At 40.3% G+C, this 16,087-nt stretch carries 24 protein-coding genes, 1 tRNA gene and 1 pseudogene; all 26 read right to left on the bottom strand.

Features of this window, described 5'->3' with window-relative positions; translation table 11 throughout:
• Positions 1–2 precede the first annotated feature (2 nt).
• Positions 3–521, bottom strand: a complete 519-nt coding sequence (locus NW213_RS01670) for a class I SAM-dependent methyltransferase (RefSeq protein ID WP_258321611.1) — start codon at positions 519–521, stop codon at positions 3–5.
• Between the two features lie 170 nt (positions 522–691).
• On the bottom strand, positions 692–1,753 hold the full coding sequence (locus tag NW213_RS01665) for a hypothetical protein (protein ID WP_258321610.1): 1,062 nt from the start codon (positions 1,751–1,753) through the stop codon (positions 692–694).
• 5 nt (positions 1,754–1,758) lie between these two features.
• The gene (locus NW213_RS01660; RefSeq protein WP_258321609.1) at positions 1,759–1,965 is read right to left on the bottom strand and encodes a hypothetical protein; all 207 of its coding nucleotides are present in this window, start codon (positions 1,963–1,965) and stop codon (positions 1,759–1,761) included.
• On the bottom strand, positions 1,962–2,282 hold the full coding sequence (locus NW213_RS01655; RefSeq protein ID WP_258321608.1) for a hypothetical protein: 321 nt from the start codon (positions 2,280–2,282) through the stop codon (positions 1,962–1,964). The genes NW213_RS01660 and NW213_RS01655 overlap by 4 nt, the downstream gene beginning before the upstream one ends.
• Complete coding sequence (locus NW213_RS01650) at positions 2,263–3,042, bottom strand: DUF3560 domain-containing protein (protein WP_258321607.1); 780 nt, start codon at positions 3,040–3,042, stop codon at positions 2,263–2,265. Before NW213_RS01650 ends, NW213_RS01655 begins: the two co-directional genes overlap by 20 nt.
• A 103-nt stretch (positions 3,043–3,145) precedes the next feature.
• Positions 3,146–3,679, bottom strand: coding sequence for a hypothetical protein (locus NW213_RS01645; RefSeq protein ID WP_258321606.1), 534 nt, complete (start codon positions 3,677–3,679; stop codon positions 3,146–3,148).
• A gap of 101 nt (positions 3,680–3,780) precedes the next feature.
• Positions 3,781–4,533 (bottom strand): hypothetical protein, encoded by a 753-nt coding sequence (locus tag NW213_RS01640; protein ID WP_258321605.1) that lies wholly within the window; start codon positions 4,531–4,533, stop codon positions 3,781–3,783.
• Positions 4,502–5,170 carry a ParB/RepB/Spo0J family partition protein gene (locus tag NW213_RS01635; RefSeq protein WP_258321604.1) on the bottom strand — a complete coding sequence of 223 codons (669 nt, stop codon included), beginning with the start codon at positions 5,168–5,170 and terminating at the stop codon, positions 4,502–4,504. The genes NW213_RS01640 and NW213_RS01635 overlap by 32 nt, the downstream gene beginning before the upstream one ends.
• A gap of 47 nt (positions 5,171–5,217) precedes the next feature.
• A complete protein-coding gene (locus NW213_RS01630) occupies positions 5,218–5,511 on the bottom strand; it encodes a hypothetical protein (RefSeq protein WP_258321603.1) in 294 nt (97 codons plus the stop codon).
• A gap of 84 nt (positions 5,512–5,595) precedes the next feature.
• Positions 5,596–5,874 carry a hypothetical protein gene (locus NW213_RS01625; RefSeq protein WP_258321602.1) on the bottom strand — a complete coding sequence of 93 codons (279 nt, stop codon included), beginning with the start codon at positions 5,872–5,874 and terminating at the stop codon, positions 5,596–5,598.
• Positions 5,855–6,619, bottom strand: a complete 765-nt coding sequence (locus tag NW213_RS01620; RefSeq protein WP_258321601.1) for an HNH endonuclease signature motif containing protein — start codon at positions 6,617–6,619, stop codon at positions 5,855–5,857. The genes NW213_RS01625 and NW213_RS01620 overlap by 20 nt, the downstream gene beginning before the upstream one ends.
• A complete protein-coding gene (locus NW213_RS01615; protein WP_258321600.1) occupies positions 6,606–8,258 on the bottom strand; it encodes a ParB/RepB/Spo0J family partition protein in 1,653 nt (550 codons plus the stop codon). The genes NW213_RS01620 and NW213_RS01615 overlap by 14 nt, the downstream gene beginning before the upstream one ends.
• A 90-nt stretch (positions 8,259–8,348) precedes the next feature.
• Positions 8,349–8,558 (bottom strand): hypothetical protein, encoded by a 210-nt coding sequence (locus NW213_RS01610; protein ID WP_258321599.1) that lies wholly within the window; start codon positions 8,556–8,558, stop codon positions 8,349–8,351.
• Positions 8,527–9,099: a DUF6633 family protein gene (locus tag NW213_RS01605; protein WP_258321598.1), complete on the bottom strand. Its 573-nt coding sequence runs from the start codon at positions 9,097–9,099 to the stop codon at positions 8,527–8,529. The genes NW213_RS01610 and NW213_RS01605 overlap by 32 nt, the downstream gene beginning before the upstream one ends.
• Entirely contained in the window at positions 9,089–10,012 is a 924-nt protein-coding gene (locus NW213_RS01600) for a DUF4373 domain-containing protein (RefSeq protein WP_258321597.1), read from the bottom strand. Before NW213_RS01600 ends, NW213_RS01605 begins: the two co-directional genes overlap by 11 nt.
• 9 nt (positions 10,013–10,021) lie before the next feature.
• Positions 10,022–10,375, bottom strand: coding sequence for a RusA family crossover junction endodeoxyribonuclease (locus tag NW213_RS01595; RefSeq protein ID WP_258321596.1), 354 nt, complete (start codon positions 10,373–10,375; stop codon positions 10,022–10,024).
• 3 nt (positions 10,376–10,378) lie between these two features.
• Entirely contained in the window at positions 10,379–11,536 is a 1,158-nt protein-coding gene (locus tag NW213_RS01590) for a DEAD/DEAH box helicase (protein WP_258321595.1), read from the bottom strand.
• Entirely contained in the window at positions 11,533–11,805 is a 273-nt protein-coding gene (locus NW213_RS01585; protein WP_235329177.1) for an HNH endonuclease, read from the bottom strand. The genes NW213_RS01590 and NW213_RS01585 overlap by 4 nt, the downstream gene beginning before the upstream one ends.
• Positions 11,798–12,481 carry a hypothetical protein gene (locus NW213_RS01580; protein WP_258321594.1) on the bottom strand — a complete coding sequence of 228 codons (684 nt, stop codon included), beginning with the start codon at positions 12,479–12,481 and terminating at the stop codon, positions 11,798–11,800. The genes NW213_RS01585 and NW213_RS01580 overlap by 8 nt, the downstream gene beginning before the upstream one ends.
• A gap of 2 nt (positions 12,482–12,483) precedes the next feature.
• Positions 12,484–12,939 carry a hypothetical protein gene (locus tag NW213_RS01575; protein WP_258321593.1) on the bottom strand — a complete coding sequence of 152 codons (456 nt, stop codon included), beginning with the start codon at positions 12,937–12,939 and terminating at the stop codon, positions 12,484–12,486.
• A 2-nt stretch (positions 12,940–12,941) separates the two neighbouring features.
• Positions 12,942–13,418: a single-stranded DNA-binding protein gene (locus tag NW213_RS01570; protein WP_258321592.1), complete on the bottom strand. Its 477-nt coding sequence runs from the start codon at positions 13,416–13,418 to the stop codon at positions 12,942–12,944.
• Positions 13,411–14,334: a PD-(D/E)XK nuclease family protein gene (locus NW213_RS01565; protein ID WP_258321591.1), complete on the bottom strand. Its 924-nt coding sequence runs from the start codon at positions 14,332–14,334 to the stop codon at positions 13,411–13,413. The genes NW213_RS01570 and NW213_RS01565 overlap by 8 nt, the downstream gene beginning before the upstream one ends.
• A gap of 1 nt (position 14,335) precedes the next feature.
• Positions 14,336–15,058 (bottom strand): hypothetical protein, encoded by a 723-nt coding sequence (locus tag NW213_RS01560; RefSeq protein ID WP_258321590.1) that lies wholly within the window; start codon positions 15,056–15,058, stop codon positions 14,336–14,338.
• 416 nt (positions 15,059–15,474) lie between these two features.
• Positions 15,475–15,548 (bottom strand) — tRNA-Leu (locus NW213_RS01555).
• A gap of 82 nt (positions 15,549–15,630) precedes the next feature.
• Positions 15,631–15,708: pseudogene (locus NW213_RS01550) on the bottom strand.
• A 90-nt stretch (positions 15,709–15,798) separates the two neighbouring features.
• Positions 15,799–16,065, bottom strand: coding sequence for a hypothetical protein (locus tag NW213_RS01545; protein WP_258321589.1), 267 nt, complete (start codon positions 16,063–16,065; stop codon positions 15,799–15,801).
• Between the last annotated feature and the right edge of the window lie 22 nt (positions 16,066–16,087).

The following is a 16,087-nucleotide window of genomic DNA, read 5'->3' as shown; positions in this document are numbered from 1 at the left end:
AATTAATCTTTCATAAAGCAAATCCAGTGTGTGTTAGAACGTTTACCTGATATATGACCGAAAACTGGTTTTTCTGGTGTTAATTTCAAAATCTCAGAAACTTTTACATCTGTTTCATTCCATTTTAATATTAAAAAGCCACCTGATTTAAGAACGCGAAAACATTCTTTAAAACCTTTTGAAAGCATATCACGCCAATCAGAATATAATGCACCATACTTTATTTGCTGATAACCTGTAGGTCTTGCCCTCTCACTCAGAGAGCCATACATATCGACCATTTTAGATTTTTTACCCCGGCTATAAACTAAATGAGGTGGGTCAAACACAACCATAGAAAAAGTACCGTCTTCGTATGGCATATCAGTAAAATCACATTGAACATCAGGGCTTACCTCAAAAATCCTACCATCACAAAGAGTTGTCTTTATCTTGCGAATATCCTGGAATAATACCCTTTTATCCGATTTATCAAAATAAAACATTTTGCCGCCGCAGCAAGCATCAAGTATTGGCTTCATTATTTATTCTCCTTTCTACCTATCCTAACAGGATATACATCACTGCCAAGATAGGTAATATAGTTTTTACTCATTTTCACTACTCATATACTTTGCAAACAATGGACACTTTATGCAGTTGCAATCACAACAGGGGTTCTGTTCGCATAGTTTATCTAATTCGTGCTCTGTCATACTATTTCCTCCCAGTTATCGGTTGTTCCCATTAGATGTTTTGTATGTATAGTATATGGAATACAATGTTTCCACCCCATACCGTTAAAAACAACATGTGATGCTAATTTTTCTGAATAGTATCCGTACTCGGCTGGAACCCAAACATCCTGTTCTGAACCACGTACAAGAACACATTCTTTAAATCTGATATGTTTAATCCAATCCTCATCACCGAAATATTTCTTAAGACACGCTTTGGATATCAGATTTTCATCCTTTCTCAAGGCCTGGACCATTCGAGTCCTATCTGTTGCACTGGTAATAGGCTTGCATTCGCTAATTCTTCCTCGACCACATTTACTATCACTTCCATATAATCTACCATCTGAGTCCATGAATATATGGTATGGCATATAATCTTCACATTCATATTTATCGCTGTAGATACCTATACCACCATTGGGAGTCATATATAAGTCTCCATCCTTGTACTGGTATTTCGGTTTTTCTTCAATCCCAAAGAACCTATTCAGATATTCTTTTGCCTTTGGACTTTCGTTCGCCTTCATCGCATCAATGAGTTTCTGCTTTTCTTCTTCGGTAGCCCTTTCAACTTTTTGTCCGGCATCTGAATAGGTATCAATATCAATACTCCCGTCACCGTCGTTAATCAGCATAGATACATAGTCATTTGTGAAGTACAACAAACCTCCTTTACCGTCATCAGACAAATCTATATCCTTGATTATAGACAGCCATGTATATGTATCATTTGACAGCTTAACTATATCCCCATCCTTAAATTTAATGTATTCGGGGATTTCAAGCATGAGGTCCCAACCATTCTCTTCATCATGCTTATGCAAACTCACACCATTGCTATAATAATGCTCTATACTTTCCGAACCGTCACCAATGTCAATCAAGCCGATAATAGGAGCTGGGCCTTTCCGGTCCCAACATACAACCCTTATGTGATAATCCTTTTTTGTTGCAATTCTACCCTCACATTCTTTATTCTGAATACGTTTTGCCATTTCCACATCAAATGGCACTTTTATATATTTCTTTTCCATAATCTTCATCTGTTGTCTTTTATATGTTCTGTTATTTCATTCATTGCCTTATCCCAGGGCATAGTTGCCAGATGTTCCATACAGGCATCCCACCCCTCTAAGTAAGCTGTTTCGATAAGCTCACCTTCAGTACCATATTCTGCACTTGAGCCATACACCTGCTCTATTGTAACCTGTGAATGTTCTCTTGCCAACTGTTCTTTCGTTTTCATTTCCACTCCTTTCTTTGAGCCTTAATCATCAGTTTCTCCACTTCATCACCGGTAATAGATATACGCATCTTATCAATTACACCATTTTTGAGGTCAAGTACCCCATTGTGCGTTATGGCAACATCATGTAAATTGGTATTAGGGTTCTGAAGGACACGCATTTCGTACCCATTACCAAGCATCAATCGCGCTTCTCTAAAACCCACACTTGGTGAAACTCTAAAAACAAGATCTTTGTATTTCTTTATGACTTTCTTTGTCAGATACAATGTCATAACTACAGTAGTAATTCCGAACTTAAACTTGAATGCCTTCATTTTCCTTGATTTTTTGAATGAACAACCTTGATGAATAATTGATATAAGCCTGCCAGCAACCATTGTAACCGGACCATCTGAAACCGTTTTTCTTGAGAACATCCCTAACGGCTTCATCCGGCTTCCCATTGAAAAACAACTGAATTCGGTTCTCGGAGTAGTTTTCCACTACATCAATATCACCGATTGAATACTCCTTGTTTTCCATACTCTTCATTGTACGAGCTTTCTCAAGTTGCTGTTTGACTCTTCTGATATTCGCACCGTTATTCGTGATGGTACATGATGCAAAACCGATTTCACCAAAACAGTTAGGCACAAAAAGTTTTCTGACCTGGCTCTCAGTCAAGCCAAGTTCCACAAGTTTGTCATGTTTCTCTAATTCGGAAGTTTTCTTGGAACGGATAATCTTATTTGCAGCCTTCATGGTTTCCTGAACTCTTTCAAGTTCCCTTAGCTTGTTTTCAAGTTTCTCCACTGCATTGTCGTCATCCAAATAAATGGAAGTGTTGTTCTCAACGGATGAGGCTTTGTCAGCCCAGTAGCCGGCTTTTTCCGAATGCTTTACCGACTGTCCCATGGTATTCCAAATATTTTCGCGATATTTTCTGTCCGCTAATCCATGTACAGGTTGCCCCATAGGAATGGCATCACTCATAGATTTACTTCTTTGATAGGCATTTTCTGCCCTTTGCGCCGCTTTCTGTGAGAGTGTACGATATCTCTCAGCGCGAACGCGTTGACGTTCGTCTCTGTCCATAATGTTAAATTTGGTTGGTTTGACTTTTGTTTTATTACTCTGTAAAGATAGTGATTTTCAACTGATTATGCAATCGAAAATCACTATTTTTTATCACCTTTTTTCACTCAACTAGCCCATCAAACAAGCCCCTTTCCCTGGGGCTCAAGGCTTCGTATTCATCACGGAAGAATTCCTCTTTTGTCCTTCCCATCTTCTTCCCTCTTCTGGTATGAACATCAAAGGTATATGGTGGAATAGGTATCGGATTTCTCCGGACATCATCCAGCCAGGCATCAGCATCAATCATACGCTTGTCGTAGATGAAATTCTGAAGGTGATCTGCATCACGGCATTTCCTGCACTCACACAGAAGAAGTACTGCCTTGCTGACATATATACGCCCTTTCGGTTCCTTACTCCCCTTGTTAACCAGTTCATGTCCCTGCCACAAGGCTTCAATTTCCTTGGTTATTACACCGTAACAATCCTCGGCACTTATAGTAAACAGTCTCTTCCACACATAGTCCCTGTAACCACTGGTCCATAATTCCAGTGCAAAGTACCCTGCTACAGCCGCATCTGCCCTTCTTATGGCCTTCTGCATAGCTGAAGAAACTTCAAAAAAATCATATCCTCTAACGGTTCTAATAATCATAAAGCATTGACTTTTAGTATTTAACATCAGTAAAGTTAAATCAGAATGACAAGTTTTGCAAACAGAAACTTCGCCATTTTACAGCCTTTTTATCCGCCCTTTCAGTACTTAAACTTACACGTTATATTGTACTGAACAAGCTGCTTTGTCTTATCTTTTCCGTTATTGGTAGAGCCTTTCAGATTGATACTGTCACCGAAATGCTTCTTGATTAGCATGATAGACCTCTGTTCCTCTGCCTGGTTCCTGAAGGCAGCCAGTCCGCCGGAATTGACAAATGTGGATTTCTGTTCGAAGTTGTAACGAAGGTCTGTAAGTACCCTACGCTCCTTATACTTCATATAGCAGGAAATCCAAAAATCTTCCTTCAACTTCAAATCCTCGTTCCACCATGTATTCTTGTTGTAGAATACACCATACGAACAACCGGTTATCATTTTTGACAATGAAAGGAAACCAGTCTCATCATACATTACAGGGGATATTCTGGAAGTGAAACCGAACAGATGTACATCCATCATCTCTGCCAGCTCTGCAAGATTGAAGATGATCCGTGTGATATCGTTCTTATCCTTAACCCTTGATGGCTCACCCTTCTCGGCATACAATGCCTTGCAGGCATGCACATCATCGTCAAGCATGAACAGGTTCCTGAAATGCTTCGCCATCCAGTTACGTTTAGGGATGAGGCCTATCACATCATCGGGATGCGTCACTATCTCACAATCGGGATTGAACTGTCTGTAAAGGTCAGCCTGGCTTTCTGCCACACATATTATCGGGTCGTTCACCAGCATTTTAGCGAACACCCTATCGTGTCGCTTATGACTTGGTATTACGATTCTCAATTGCATGGCGGACATCCTTTATATCAACAACATTACTCTTGCTTACTTTCCCGGTCTTGTAACTCTCCATGTGCTGCATATCAAGAGCTTCACGCAGCCAGTTACTATCCACCTCATTGGACGAAATGATAATGAATAACTCATGTTTTTCATCGAACTTGGGGATAAGAGGATAAACAGCCGTTTCATCCGTTATGGCTTCAAAACGCTCCTTGAATTCGTCTGTTTCTGGTTCCGGCGCAAACTCAATTCCCCAGTCCTGCAACTCTGATTTATCCCATTCGTTCATCATCACGTCCATGTCGTTTTCACCAAAAGATACATTGTCCTTTGTGGCATACTCCCTTAACTTGATTGTCGGTGTATCTTCCGACAGTATTTTGCATGGTAGCTCAGTATATCCGAGTTCCTTGCAAGCCCTTAACCTGAGATTGCCACAAACAACAATGTACTTATCGTTGTATGGATAGACTATCAGTTCACGCAACTGTAGCATTTCTGGACTGTCCTCAATGCTTTTCTTCATCGCTTCATAGCGGTTATCCCTGAAGAAACGAGGGTTCTTGGGCAATCCCTGCAACTGCCCTTTGTTCATTTCCAGTTTCCAAACTGGAACATTATCAAAAGTAAATTCTGTTTTCATACCTACTATTTTCATCAACACTAAAATCATCATCACTAAGTGGCATGCTAATCAGTTCTCTTTTCGTTGAAAGAAATCTTGTCCTTGATAAGCTGCTCAATATCCTTGCAACCGATACTCTGCAGATACGTCATTGCAGCAATTATTATATCTGCCGCTTCTTCCTCCCTTTCAGAGTAATCACTTATATGTTTGCTCGGATCATCAGAAGCATTGACTAACTCCCGCCATTCCATTGATATGCCTATGGCCAGTCCCTTATGTGAACTGTCCCTGGTTATCTTATGTCTTTGCAAGGCTATTTCCCTGCATTTTACAGCAAGTTTGTTAAGTGTTATCATATATTTCTTCGATTAGCATATTTGTCAAATAATTTCACGTAGAAAAATCTGCTATTATGGCCCTCTGGTTTTCATGGTATAAGGTTATTGGATAAGTTTCACATCATTGACTTCCGGAACTATGCCGGAAGCGACCAAAGCTTCTTTAGTTGTTTTAGGATTGTCAGTTCTGGCCAACATGGATAAAGCCTGCGCCTTTACTTTGAAACCCTCTACTGCAACCTTACCAAGATCTGCAATAGTCTTGGCGGTTTCAATGTCTATCTTTTCATTTGGCGATGCATTCGGATCGCTGTTATTTTTCAGCATCTCTATTGCTTCAAACAGATGCTCATTAAGTTTGTCAATCGTCAGTTTGCTCATATTTCTTTACCATTCTTTTTAATTTTGATATTCTTCGCATCGCAGTCTTAATCTCAGGCGGGTAATTATGAATTGTATTGTCTTTCATATTATTTTCGAAGGTAACAAGTTCAAGGTTCTCTATTCTGACATCCTGTTTGTTACCATTCTTAAATCGAATGACATGTCTCTTTGGTATTGTTCCGTAATATTTCTCCCATAGCATACGATGTTTTAAAACAAAACCTTTCTCTGTCTTGATTTCTACATAGCCATCTCTTGTTATTCGTTCATATCCGACATTCTTTACATTAACAGGGATTTGTCCTTTCTTGAACCTTGTTGCGATTGTTTTCTGAATAACTTCTTCGCTCATGAACTCGTGTTGCTTCATACCTTTATTGAAAGGAACATGACCTTTGAGAAACATACCGTTTTCCCTTATTCCTTTAACAACTTCCGGACTTTTATGTAACTTAAGCCGCCTTGCCCTGCAAAGAATCTGCTTAGTTGTCAGACCTAACATTTTTGCAACTTCCGAAGTTTCCTTGTATGGATAATTTTCCTTAAGTATATTGTCCATATCCGGAGTCCATACTGCAATTATTTTTCTTCTTATACCCAAAGAATTAGCTTTGCCAATTAATGAATATACAGAACGTTCCATTATGTCTGCAAGTTCCCGAAGTGAGGAACAGGTAGGATATTCTTTTTTAAGAATATCCACCTCATGTTCACTCCATATTTTGAGGTTACTGTTGCTCATTCTCAAGTTCTTTAAGTTTAGCTTTCAGTCTTTCATCCTTTTTCTGATAAGCCTCATTCAGTTTATCAGACATTTCCTTGTATTTTGCCGGATATTGTTCTCTGAACAGCATGTTCTGGCATTCCTGAAGGTGTTTGTTATAAGTCACTGCAGACTCGGAGAGTTTGTAACGGATAAATTCTCTGTACCATTTCATTCGGTCTTGAGGATGCTCGGTTACATACTTGACCATATCAAATTCACCTTCCGGGCAAAGGGAATTAAGGAACTTGTAACCACAACTCTTGATGACAAGTACATCGAAAATAACCTGCTCATTAAGAGTCATGTCATCAGCTTTGCTTGAATAATCAGTTATCTCGTCAGCCCATTTGCGCATTGTCTCAGTTGCCTTCTCAATAACTATCTCTTTATTGCGCTGCATCTGCTGTTGAATATTCTGTGATTCGATTTGTTTTGATGCCGGACAATTAGCTTTTGAAGATTTTTTAAGGTAATAATGGGACACTTTGAAATATGGTCTATCGTAATTAAGTACCTCTATGCAACGGTATATTTCGTTATTATCAAGTTTCTCTTTAATTCGTTCATCTTTCTCATCATACCAACATTCATGGTCAAAAACTTTCTCGGTTACAACCTCAAATCCCATATCGTTATATAACTGGATAGCATCAGCTTTTGCTTGTTTTTCCTTATTACTATCCCATGAGTTCTGTTGTCCAATAACTATGACAGATTTACCGAATGTCAAGGGTTCACCTTTCTTTACAAGATTATCAGTTTCCTTAATGACTCGGTATTTAACATACTCTGCCTGTTTTTTGGCAAAGCATTCACGGTTGGTACACTTCTGCTCTGTACCTTTCATTTCGTAGAACAGGCATCCATGATTGGCTGTATTGTTTATACATCCGGAGCACGAAGGAATATTATCGCTGAAATTATCCTCTTCAAAGAATTGAGCCTTGTTGATGACACAGAATAAATCATCTAAGTAATCCTTGATATCAGAAAGTGTAGCGCCCTCTTCCTTGTCAATTTCATCTTCAAGAAATTCTTTTTGTGCATCAGCATCAAGTTTAGCAAGCAACATCGCGCCACTTATTGGTATGAGGTCTTTTCTGAGCATCTCAATCAGTTCCGGAATAAGTCCTTTAAGTTTCACTCTGTCCTGTACAAACCGAATGGATTTACCGAAACGTACAGCAATGTCCTCTACAGGACTGCCATTTTCAAGAAGCAGGGAAAATGCTATGGCTTCTTCAACAGGATCTACATCCTGGCGCTGCAAGTTCTCTGTTATCATTGCATCGAAAGCCTGTTCATCAGTCATTTCCCTTATGATGCAAGGTATCTCATTGTACTTGGACGATTTGTTTACAAGCAGGTTCCATGCTCGGAAACGTCTCTCACCGCATACAATCTCGTATCGTGGTTCTATAGATACAACCTCACCGGTTTCTTCATCAATATGTGTTTCTTCATCGCTGATTTTCCTGACTGTGATAGGCTGCAACAAGCCCTGTTCTTCAATGTTCTGAGCGAGTTCCTCAAGTTTCGCATCGTCAAAAGTTTTACGAGGATTCATAGGTGACGGCTGTATGAGCATCACCGGTAGTTTTTGAATTTCTGCCATAATTTTATATTTATTAGTTTGACTTTTAGTTTATTACATCAGTAAAGATAGTTCAGATTGACAAGTTTTGCAAACAGAAACTTCGCCATTTTACAGCCTTTTTATGATTGATATGAAATGCCTGTTCGCAGTTTCTTCAAAGACTTCCAGGTCTGTAGATTTAACCCTGACTAAGCAATGACCGTTAACAGTAAGATGCACGTGCTTCCATCCGAATTTCTCGCAGATGTATTCTTTCCTTTGCATCCCTTTTTTGTTGAATTTTATTTCAAATTCCTTTACCTGCAAGTTTACGCTCATATTCCTCAAGCTGTTTCTTTTGCTTTTCCAAACTTTTCTTCTTCATGAAGTGTAATACTTCGTCTGACCTTCGAAGTGCCTCCTGTGCGTCTGTATTACCTTGAAAAGCGAGTTCTTTCAGTTGCTTACGGTATTCATCGTAAAATAGTCCTGTTTTTTCTTCTTCGATACGGTTCTTATGTTCGTTGAATGATGCGATATCAGCTTTGGCGCACCGTTCCTGATTGTACTGCTTAAGCCATCGCATGATAACAGAACCATCCAGACGGTTATATATCTCTCCATACCTTCCTTTCATGCCATTACGGAAAGCCAGCTTCAAATCATCAATCTTGAAGTATGGATATTCCTCGATGATAAGGTCTGTAGTAATAGCTACTTGAGCATCATTCATCGTGTTTGACGCATTGAAAAAACCGACAACCTCTGACAGCAGTATCACGACAATCGCCCTTGCATGGTTTCTTCCGAGTTCCTTATCTACCATAGCGAGCGCCGGTTCTGATGATGCAAACACATCATCAACGCTCTTAGGTCTCATCGCCTGCAAGTATTGCTTCGGCGAGGTCTGTAAGACGGCTAACTGTCGCTTTTCTGCCGCTTGCTGTATTGCTATTTCGTTTTTCGTCATAATTTCCCTCCAAAATTTTTGTGAAGTTTGCTGCTTTGAATATCCAATCGAAGTCACATTTCCAGTTTCGGTCATTGCATCCGAGAAGGAACGGACTGGCTAATACTTTCTGCAGAACCAGGAATACTGTGTTCTTGTCATACTCAGCTATCCGTGCCTTGACAGCCTTACGTCTTGCTTCCGTCATGTTAGCTACCATGGGCAGTTTACCCTTGAAAGTTTCGTTGAAGTATGATTGTAACCCGACAAAATCTACTGGCTCGTTCTTGACAGGAGTAGGCAAAGAAAGCTCGTCTTTCTTTGTATCTCCTTTAGGAGATTTTTCTTTATTATTCTTTACTTTACTTTTCTTTACTTTACTTGTTATGGAATTTTCGACCGTTGTTATACTATTGTTATCGTTTTCTGATAACATTGTTATAACAGTGTTATTTTCTGACGGATTTTCAGCCGATTTCTCAGCATGCGCCCATCTCCTTGCCATGCCTTTCTTTCCTGCTTCCGACCGTTTAGCCTTTTCATCATCTTTTATACCCATCCTGCGTGAGAAACTTTCGGAGTAGAAGTACTTACCATCTTCGGTAAAGACAAATAACCCAAAATCCTCTACGACTGACTTAATAAGTGAGGCATCTTCACGAAGGTCAAAGGCTATAACATTATAATCTTTGACACTCATGTAATTGGGTTCCTCACGAAGCCTTTCGAGTATCATAAAATAGACACCATATCCGGCAGCCTTGTGCCGCATTCTCAAACGTATCAGCTTCTCGGAATTACGAGCATTACTATCATGGGAGAAATAGCTTTGTTTCTTTTCCATAACCACCTCCTAAAACTCTATCGGTATCACCTCATATTCAATTCTCGGCTCTTTCTTGTCTATGAACTTCTGAATGTCTATGTGTGTACAGTATCTGTCATTCTCTATAGTCTTAGTCAACTGCAGGCAGTCAAGTAATATCTTCAATGAATTATCCAAATCCGGACGATTACTGGAATAATAAATCTTGGCAACCAACTTGAAATACCCCTTGACCATTCGCCCACGTTCCGGACACTGGATATAGAAGTTCTTCTCGTATTCGGTAAGAACATTCTGTTTCGCCAGCTTTGCATGGCCATTGATATTGACTATCTTATAACAGTTACTTTTGCTTGGTATCTGTCCTCTAATTACATACATAAGCTATAGTATTACATTGGTTAATTGTTTTCCGTTGGTTTTCACCATCCATTTACCTTTCTCCGGCTGTTCTATTCTCAGATCCTCAACCTTACCGAAGGTTTTAATGTTTCCACACAGGTCAACTACCCACCCCTCTTTCCCAGGGTATGGTCGTATGACACGACCTATCATCTGGTAATACAATGCCAGCGACATCGTAGGTCTGCAAAGAACGATTGTATCCAGTTCCGGATAATCAAATCCTGTAGTAAGCACACCACAATTGGCTACAACCTTTATCTTTCCTGATTTAAAATCAGACAGAATTCTTTCGCGTTCCTTCTTCGGTGTTGTACCACTGACAACAGCACTGTCTGGTATCTCATTGGTAAGCATTTCGGCTTCCTTGACAAATCTTGTAAATACCAGTATTCCACGTCTTGGTATTCCACTTTTAGGTGCTAGTAACCTTCTTACCATACTTATCAGATATCCGTACAGGTCAACCCTTTCAAATTCTTTGGAAAGACTTCTGTCATCGAAGTCTGCACCGGTAGAATTTCTTCTAACATTCACAAGTTCTATCTTTGTGAGGTCATAATATTTCAGTTTTGTAAGAAATCCCCTTGCTAAGAGTTCGCTAACCTGACAATAATATATAACATCACTGAATACTCTCGGTCTGGTTCTTGTAAGGAATTTAAGCATCGAACCATTCATCGTACTACTCAGTCTGTATGGAGTAGCAGTTAACCCGATAATACGTCTCTCTGCCGCTGAAAAGAAATCTGCATACATACCTTCGGAAGGATTTACCAAATGACACTCATCAATAAGTATATACTTGAAATGCTTGAAATCATCCATGTGATTATACACACTGCCGATGGTGGCGAATGTAATCCTGTTTATATCCTTTCTCTTTACAGAAGCGGAATAACACCCGGCATCAAAGATTCCGTATGTCTGTAGCTTGGCGAAGTTCTGTTCCAGGATTTCCTTGTTAGGCTGAAATACCAGTAAAGGTTCATTCAATCTCGCTGCAATATCAGCTATGATGAGGCTTTTTCCTGCACCGGTGGGCAATACCATAAGATAGTTCTTTCCACCTTTCAATCTATAATGTGATATAGCTGCATTACTGGCATTCTGCTGATAATCTCTTAATTGAAACTTCATATTCTGATTATTCCTTTATGAACTTTTTCATGACAGGAAGCACACAGAGTGACAAGGCAGTCAAGGTGCTCAAGTTCCTTTCCTACGATTGATACACCATTTACCTTGTATCGTTTGTGATGGACTTCCAAAGGATAGCGTGAACCGCAAATCCTACATTTATGCCCATCCCTTAACCTCACATTCCTTGCAACCTTTTCCCAATATGGATTGTTAAGCGAACGTGCATAATTGGATTTGCGGCCACGCTTATGCTGTAATCTACTCATCCCCTACAGTTTGATTGAATTCTTCCTCTCCCATCACTTCTCCATCATCGTTGTCTGGAAGCATGTCATGTTCTTCATCGAACTCTTCATCAGAAGGTTTCTCCGGAGCAGGGAAATCAAGACCGAACAGTTCCATCATTGCAACCCTGTTCTTATCTTCCTGAGCCCACAATGATGATTTGTCGTATGGAGGTATCTTATTAGCCTTTGCAAGCCTAACCTTACCATTCAGTATTGCATAGTATAGGAAATAACCATTCAATGCAATACGGAATGTCTTGGTTGCCGGCAACTGTTTTTCTTCTGTACCTTCCTGAACTTTGGCCGCATAGTCATTGACTTGCTTATACAAGGAGTTAAGCCTTTCTTCTGCATCTGACTTGATACGCTTGGCTTCTTCCTTCGCGTTCAGTAAAGCATCCTCAGCTTTCGGAAGATCCTGTTCGACAATTTTACAATACTTGCCACGCAAATCAGATTTCTCGATATCATCCATGTAGCGTGTTGCCATTTCATTCTCCGGAAACAGAGCGTTGAAATACTCGTTGACCGCTTTCAAGATGTCTTTCTCACTTTCTGCTTTCTCAAACTGCAGTTCCAAAGGAAACTGTTCCTTGACTGCCTCCGGAAGAACGAATTGCAATTCTTCCGGTTCGTAATCTTTAATTATTGCCATATTTAATATTTGTTTTCATACTCGGCTGCGAATGCCGAATAATATTTGTCTGTTGGTAATGGTAACTGAATACCATATTCTGTCATTATATCTGTCTTGACAGCTTCGAGGAAATGGGACATTTCCAAAGTGCTTAGATTTTTTGTTCCTCTTGCAAGTTCCGTAGTCTCACCCTTCGGAGTAACAACCATCTTTGTAAGGAACTTCTTACAGTATAGGTCATGTATGGTTTCAACCCCTTCCTTTGTGCTCCAGTATGCTTCACCAGTGAACTCACGTAAGGCACCGCCAACACACCTGAACCACATCCACATGAGTGCGTTCTGGTCAAGACTTCTCGGTTTTGTCTTTCTCTTTATTGTAAGAGTGTACTCACCATTGCGGAGAAGGCTAAGCATGAAATTGAAATCCTTATCCATTGTAGCCTTCCCGTCCTTCTTGATTATCTGCGCTTCCATGATTATCTATATGGTGGTGGAAATGGTAGTCCGTCACCATCTACATTTGGTGGGAACTGCTGGTATTGCGGTTGCTGTGTGTATTGTGGTCGCTGCTGGTACTGAGGTTGAGGCTGCTGAGCAGGCGGTTGCTGTACTTGCTGTGGCTGCTTGACTACAAGCATTTCCATGTTATCTACGAATATCTCAGTTATGGAGCGTTTTATCTGCTTGTTGTCCTCATAACTGCGTGTCCTTATCTTACCCTCAACGTATATCTTATCTCCTTTGTGAAGATATTTTTCAGCAACCTCTGCAAGACCTTTCCACATCACGATGTTATGCCACTCTGTCCTGTCCGGTACCTGAGTTCCATTCTGCAATGTATAACCCTTTTCAGTTGTGGCCAGAGTAAACTGGCAGACTTTAGAACCTCCATCGAGCGTTCTCACTTCCGGGTCCTTACCAAGATGCCCGATTAACTGTACCTTGTTAAGCATTTGTATCCTCCTTTCTTAATGTAATTCTTATAGATGCTGCTGTTTCGGTCTCCTTGATGTATTGTTTATACAACTCCGGATGATCCGATTGGAATTTCTTTGTATCGAAAGCTTTCTTCGTGCCTGCAGGTGTTATGGTAGCTTTCAGGCAACCAGTGTCCCAGGACTTGACATCATGTTCAATCATGGCACGTTTCAACGAATCCTTGAAACCGTCAATGAACGGCTGTATTCTCTCAACTTCCGCAACAGCTTCAAGATATTTGTTTATCACGTCCTTAGGCAATAGCTGTACTTCATCCTGCTTGTGCTCAAGTGCTGTTTCAGTATCAAGGTAACGTGTTCCCTCAATCTCACACTGCAATAGCCTTTTGACCTCCTCGTCGGATTTACGTTCAAGTGGAATAAGCTCTGACTTGTCATTGTACAGCCATACACCGAACAATTTGTCCACTTTCAGATTAGGATTCTGCAACTCGAACAAATAAGCGTAAATAGAAAGCTGCCACTCCAAATACTCCTTATCTGGCGAATACGTTGTCTTGATATCAGCAAGTGCAATCTTTCCATCCTTCTCCCACACGCAGTCAATATTGGAAGCAAAGTATTTTTCATCAGAAACAGTATATTCATTACTCAGTGCTTTATATCCTGCACCGGTTCTGATGAATATATAATTCATGGCTTCCTGACTTTCAGGCTCAAATCCTGTAATGTCTGCAAACTGGCATTCGTGATGAACTCTTGTACCTCTATCCGCAGCACGGTCAAGGATGCGTTGCGGTATTTCTTTATACTTATCCGGAAACAATTGTCTCTTAATCATTCCCGTTATTCCTGATAGCAGCTTATCGCCCAGGAAATAAGTGTGGTTCTCTTCATTGAAAACCACACTAGATTTAACTAACTCTATCATATTATTCTGGATATATCTGACACATAGCTTGTACGGTATTTCTGAACTCTTGACTATTGCGTAATGATGGATATTTTTTCCATACGACATCAATATCAGCCCTACACTGACAGGCATTCACCTCTGCAATAGCTTCTTTTAATTGCTTTCCGGTAAATACATTGGGGGATTGTTGTTGTGAACCTTGATGTTCGCTATGATTATGTCCATCATACTTTGTAGCATCCATATTCCAATATACGTCTGCAGCAACTCCAAGTGCCTTACAAGCAACAGATATTGCATCAGTAAGGGCCATCTTATAACATTCATCAGAAAGATGAAGACCGCTTTTTTCAGCCGCTACAAATGACGAACCACCAGTTCCAATAATTGCTTCAGACCATTGTCCATCATACTTATAGTAGAGTGATATATTCACAAAAGCAGCAATTTCCCCAGTAGAACAAGTTTCAGTCCATTGTTTATCTATAGTATATTTCCAACCTATGCCACATGGTCCAAACAGCTCTGTTAATTTCTTTATGCGCCACATAGGATTAATATCAGACTTACCTTTTAGCCTACCTGATTGTATCTCACGAAGTGCTGTTTTCGGACATTCACGACTTCTATTGTAAATATCCATTCTTTTATCCTGTTGAGGCTTCACTTCCTCTACTTTTGTTTCTTGTACCTCCTGAACATTTGCAGGAGCTTCTGTCTTAGCTTTTCTTTCAGCCATAGTTTAAAGTATTAATGGTTTGACTTTTAGTTCTTTACATCTGTAAAATTAATTCAGATAAGCAAGTTTTACAATCTGAAACTTCGCCATTTTTACGCCTTAACTTTTGTTATCAAGCCACCTGTGAGGGTATCGAACCCTCCCCGACAAAGTTCAATCTTCCATACTCTTAGGGACAGCCTACTGTTACAGGTGTTATGTGCGGTGTAGGGGAATCGAACCCCAATCGTTTCCAGGTATTATAATCCCGCTACCATTCGGGAATAGCACCGCTACCAGCTAAACAAAATAAAAGAACCATACCGATTTCGCATTACCTTTCAGATAGAGTCAACGGCTAACCGATGCCGCGCGGATGAATCCCTGCGCTATCTTCGCCCTACTCTCGGTAGTGACTGGCTCACAAACATGGGTTGTAGTACCGGCAGGGCTCGAACCTGCATCTCTCCGTCTTTTGGCGGGGTGGCGTTACCATTACGCCCACGGTACCAGTTTACCACCCCAGCCCGTGGGGCGGTCTTAAGGTCTAATAGTTTAAAATTGTAATACTCCTGAGCGCTATCAGTAAGTAGTGAGCCCTACGAGACTTGAACCCGTCACCTCCCTGTAAATACCCGTACAGGGTGTTCCACCACCTGAACTTAGGGCCCGTATTGAGCGGCTTTCACAAGCGGCTCAATTCAAATAATTTAAAATTGAAATCGATTATTAACTTTATATAGAATATGACCTTCACAGGCTTATTTTTTAAATACCTTTTTCTTTCGGTTTCGTCTGCGTCTGGCACAATGTCTCAGAACATCACTTGCCCTGCAAAACCACTTGCCGTTCTGTTTGTTGGTAGGTTTCTCAAACCTTATAGAACCGCTCTTAATTAGTTTCTCCAGTTTGCCTTCGCCACCAACTATCTTTGCGCTCAAATCCTTTGAGAAGCATTCATCTTCCATAGCAAGCAATATGTTTTCCAGTAATATTGCTGCCGTATTGTCAACAAACATTGTTGTCATAAGATTATTGTTTAACTGAAAA

The organism is Bacteroides sp. ET336 (genome assembly GCF_024733815.1).
GTDB lineage: Bacteria > Bacteroidota > Bacteroidia > Bacteroidales > Bacteroidaceae > Phocaeicola > Phocaeicola cellulolyticus.
This window is presented reverse-complemented; position numbering and strand designations above follow the sequence as displayed.

Bases quoted from the DNA above. Each gene is read 5' to 3' on its own strand.
- NW213_RS01645 (WP_258321606.1), bottom strand. From the start codon at position 3,679: ATGATTATTAGAACCGTTAGAGGATATGATTTTTTTGAAGTTTCTTCA.
- NW213_RS01605 (WP_258321598.1), bottom strand. From the start codon at position 9,099: ATGAGACCTAAGAGCGTTGATGATGTGTTTGCATCATCAGAACCGGCG.
- NW213_RS01570 (WP_258321592.1), bottom strand. From the start codon at position 13,418: ATGCTTAACAAGGTACAGTTAATCGGGCATCTTGGTAAGGACCCGGAA.
- NW213_RS01545 (WP_258321589.1), bottom strand. From the start codon at position 16,065: ATGACAACAATGTTTGTTGACAATACGGCAGCAATATTACTGGAAAAC.
- NW213_RS01615 (WP_258321600.1), bottom strand. From the start codon at position 8,258: ATGGCAGAAATTCAAAAACTACCGGTGATGCTCATACAGCCGTCACCT.
- NW213_RS01610 (WP_258321599.1), bottom strand. From the start codon at position 8,558: ATGAGCGTAAACTTGCAGGTAAAGGAATTTGAAATAAAATTCAACAAA.
- NW213_RS01625 (WP_258321602.1), bottom strand. From the start codon at position 5,874: ATGAGCAAACTGACGATTGACAAACTTAATGAGCATCTGTTTGAAGCA.
- NW213_RS01590 (WP_258321595.1), bottom strand. From the start codon at position 11,536: ATGAAGTTTCAATTAAGAGATTATCAGCAGAATGCCAGTAATGCAGCT.
- NW213_RS01660 (WP_258321609.1), bottom strand. From the start codon at position 1,965: ATGAAAACGAAAGAACAGTTGGCAAGAGAACATTCACAGGTTACAATA.
- NW213_RS01630 (WP_258321603.1), bottom strand. From the start codon at position 5,511: ATGATAACACTTAACAAACTTGCTGTAAAATGCAGGGAAATAGCCTTG.
- NW213_RS01600 (WP_258321597.1), bottom strand. From the start codon at position 10,012: ATGGAAAAGAAACAAAGCTATTTCTCCCATGATAGTAATGCTCGTAAT.
- NW213_RS01640 (WP_258321605.1), bottom strand. From the start codon at position 4,533: ATGCAATTGAGAATCGTAATACCAAGTCATAAGCGACACGATAGGGTG.
- NW213_RS01565 (WP_258321591.1), bottom strand. From the start codon at position 14,334: ATGATAGAGTTAGTTAAATCTAGTGTGGTTTTCAATGAAGAGAACCAC.
- NW213_RS01635 (WP_258321604.1), bottom strand. From the start codon at position 5,170: ATGAAAACAGAATTTACTTTTGATAATGTTCCAGTTTGGAAACTGGAA.
- NW213_RS01585 (WP_235329177.1), bottom strand. From the start codon at position 11,805: ATGAGTAGATTACAGCATAAGCGTGGCCGCAAATCCAATTATGCACGT.
- NW213_RS01655 (WP_258321608.1), bottom strand. From the start codon at position 2,282: ATGAAGGCATTCAAGTTTAAGTTCGGAATTACTACTGTAGTTATGACA.
- NW213_RS01665 (WP_258321610.1), bottom strand. From the start codon at position 1,753: ATGGAAAAGAAATATATAAAAGTGCCATTTGATGTGGAAATGGCAAAA.
- NW213_RS01670 (WP_258321611.1), bottom strand. From the start codon at position 521: ATGAAGCCAATACTTGATGCTTGCTGCGGCGGCAAAATGTTTTATTTT.
- NW213_RS01560 (WP_258321590.1), bottom strand. From the start codon at position 15,058: ATGGCTGAAAGAAAAGCTAAGACAGAAGCTCCTGCAAATGTTCAGGAG.
- NW213_RS01620 (WP_258321601.1), bottom strand. From the start codon at position 6,619: ATGAGCAACAGTAACCTCAAAATATGGAGTGAACATGAGGTGGATATT.
- NW213_RS01575 (WP_258321593.1), bottom strand. From the start codon at position 12,939: ATGGAAGCGCAGATAATCAAGAAGGACGGGAAGGCTACAATGGATAAG.
- NW213_RS01650 (WP_258321607.1), bottom strand. From the start codon at position 3,042: ATGGACAGAGACGAACGTCAACGCGTTCGCGCTGAGAGATATCGTACA.
- NW213_RS01580 (WP_258321594.1), bottom strand. From the start codon at position 12,481: ATGGCAATAATTAAAGATTACGAACCGGAAGAATTGCAATTCGTTCTT.
- NW213_RS01595 (WP_258321596.1), bottom strand. From the start codon at position 10,375: ATGTATGTAATTAGAGGACAGATACCAAGCAAAAGTAACTGTTATAAG.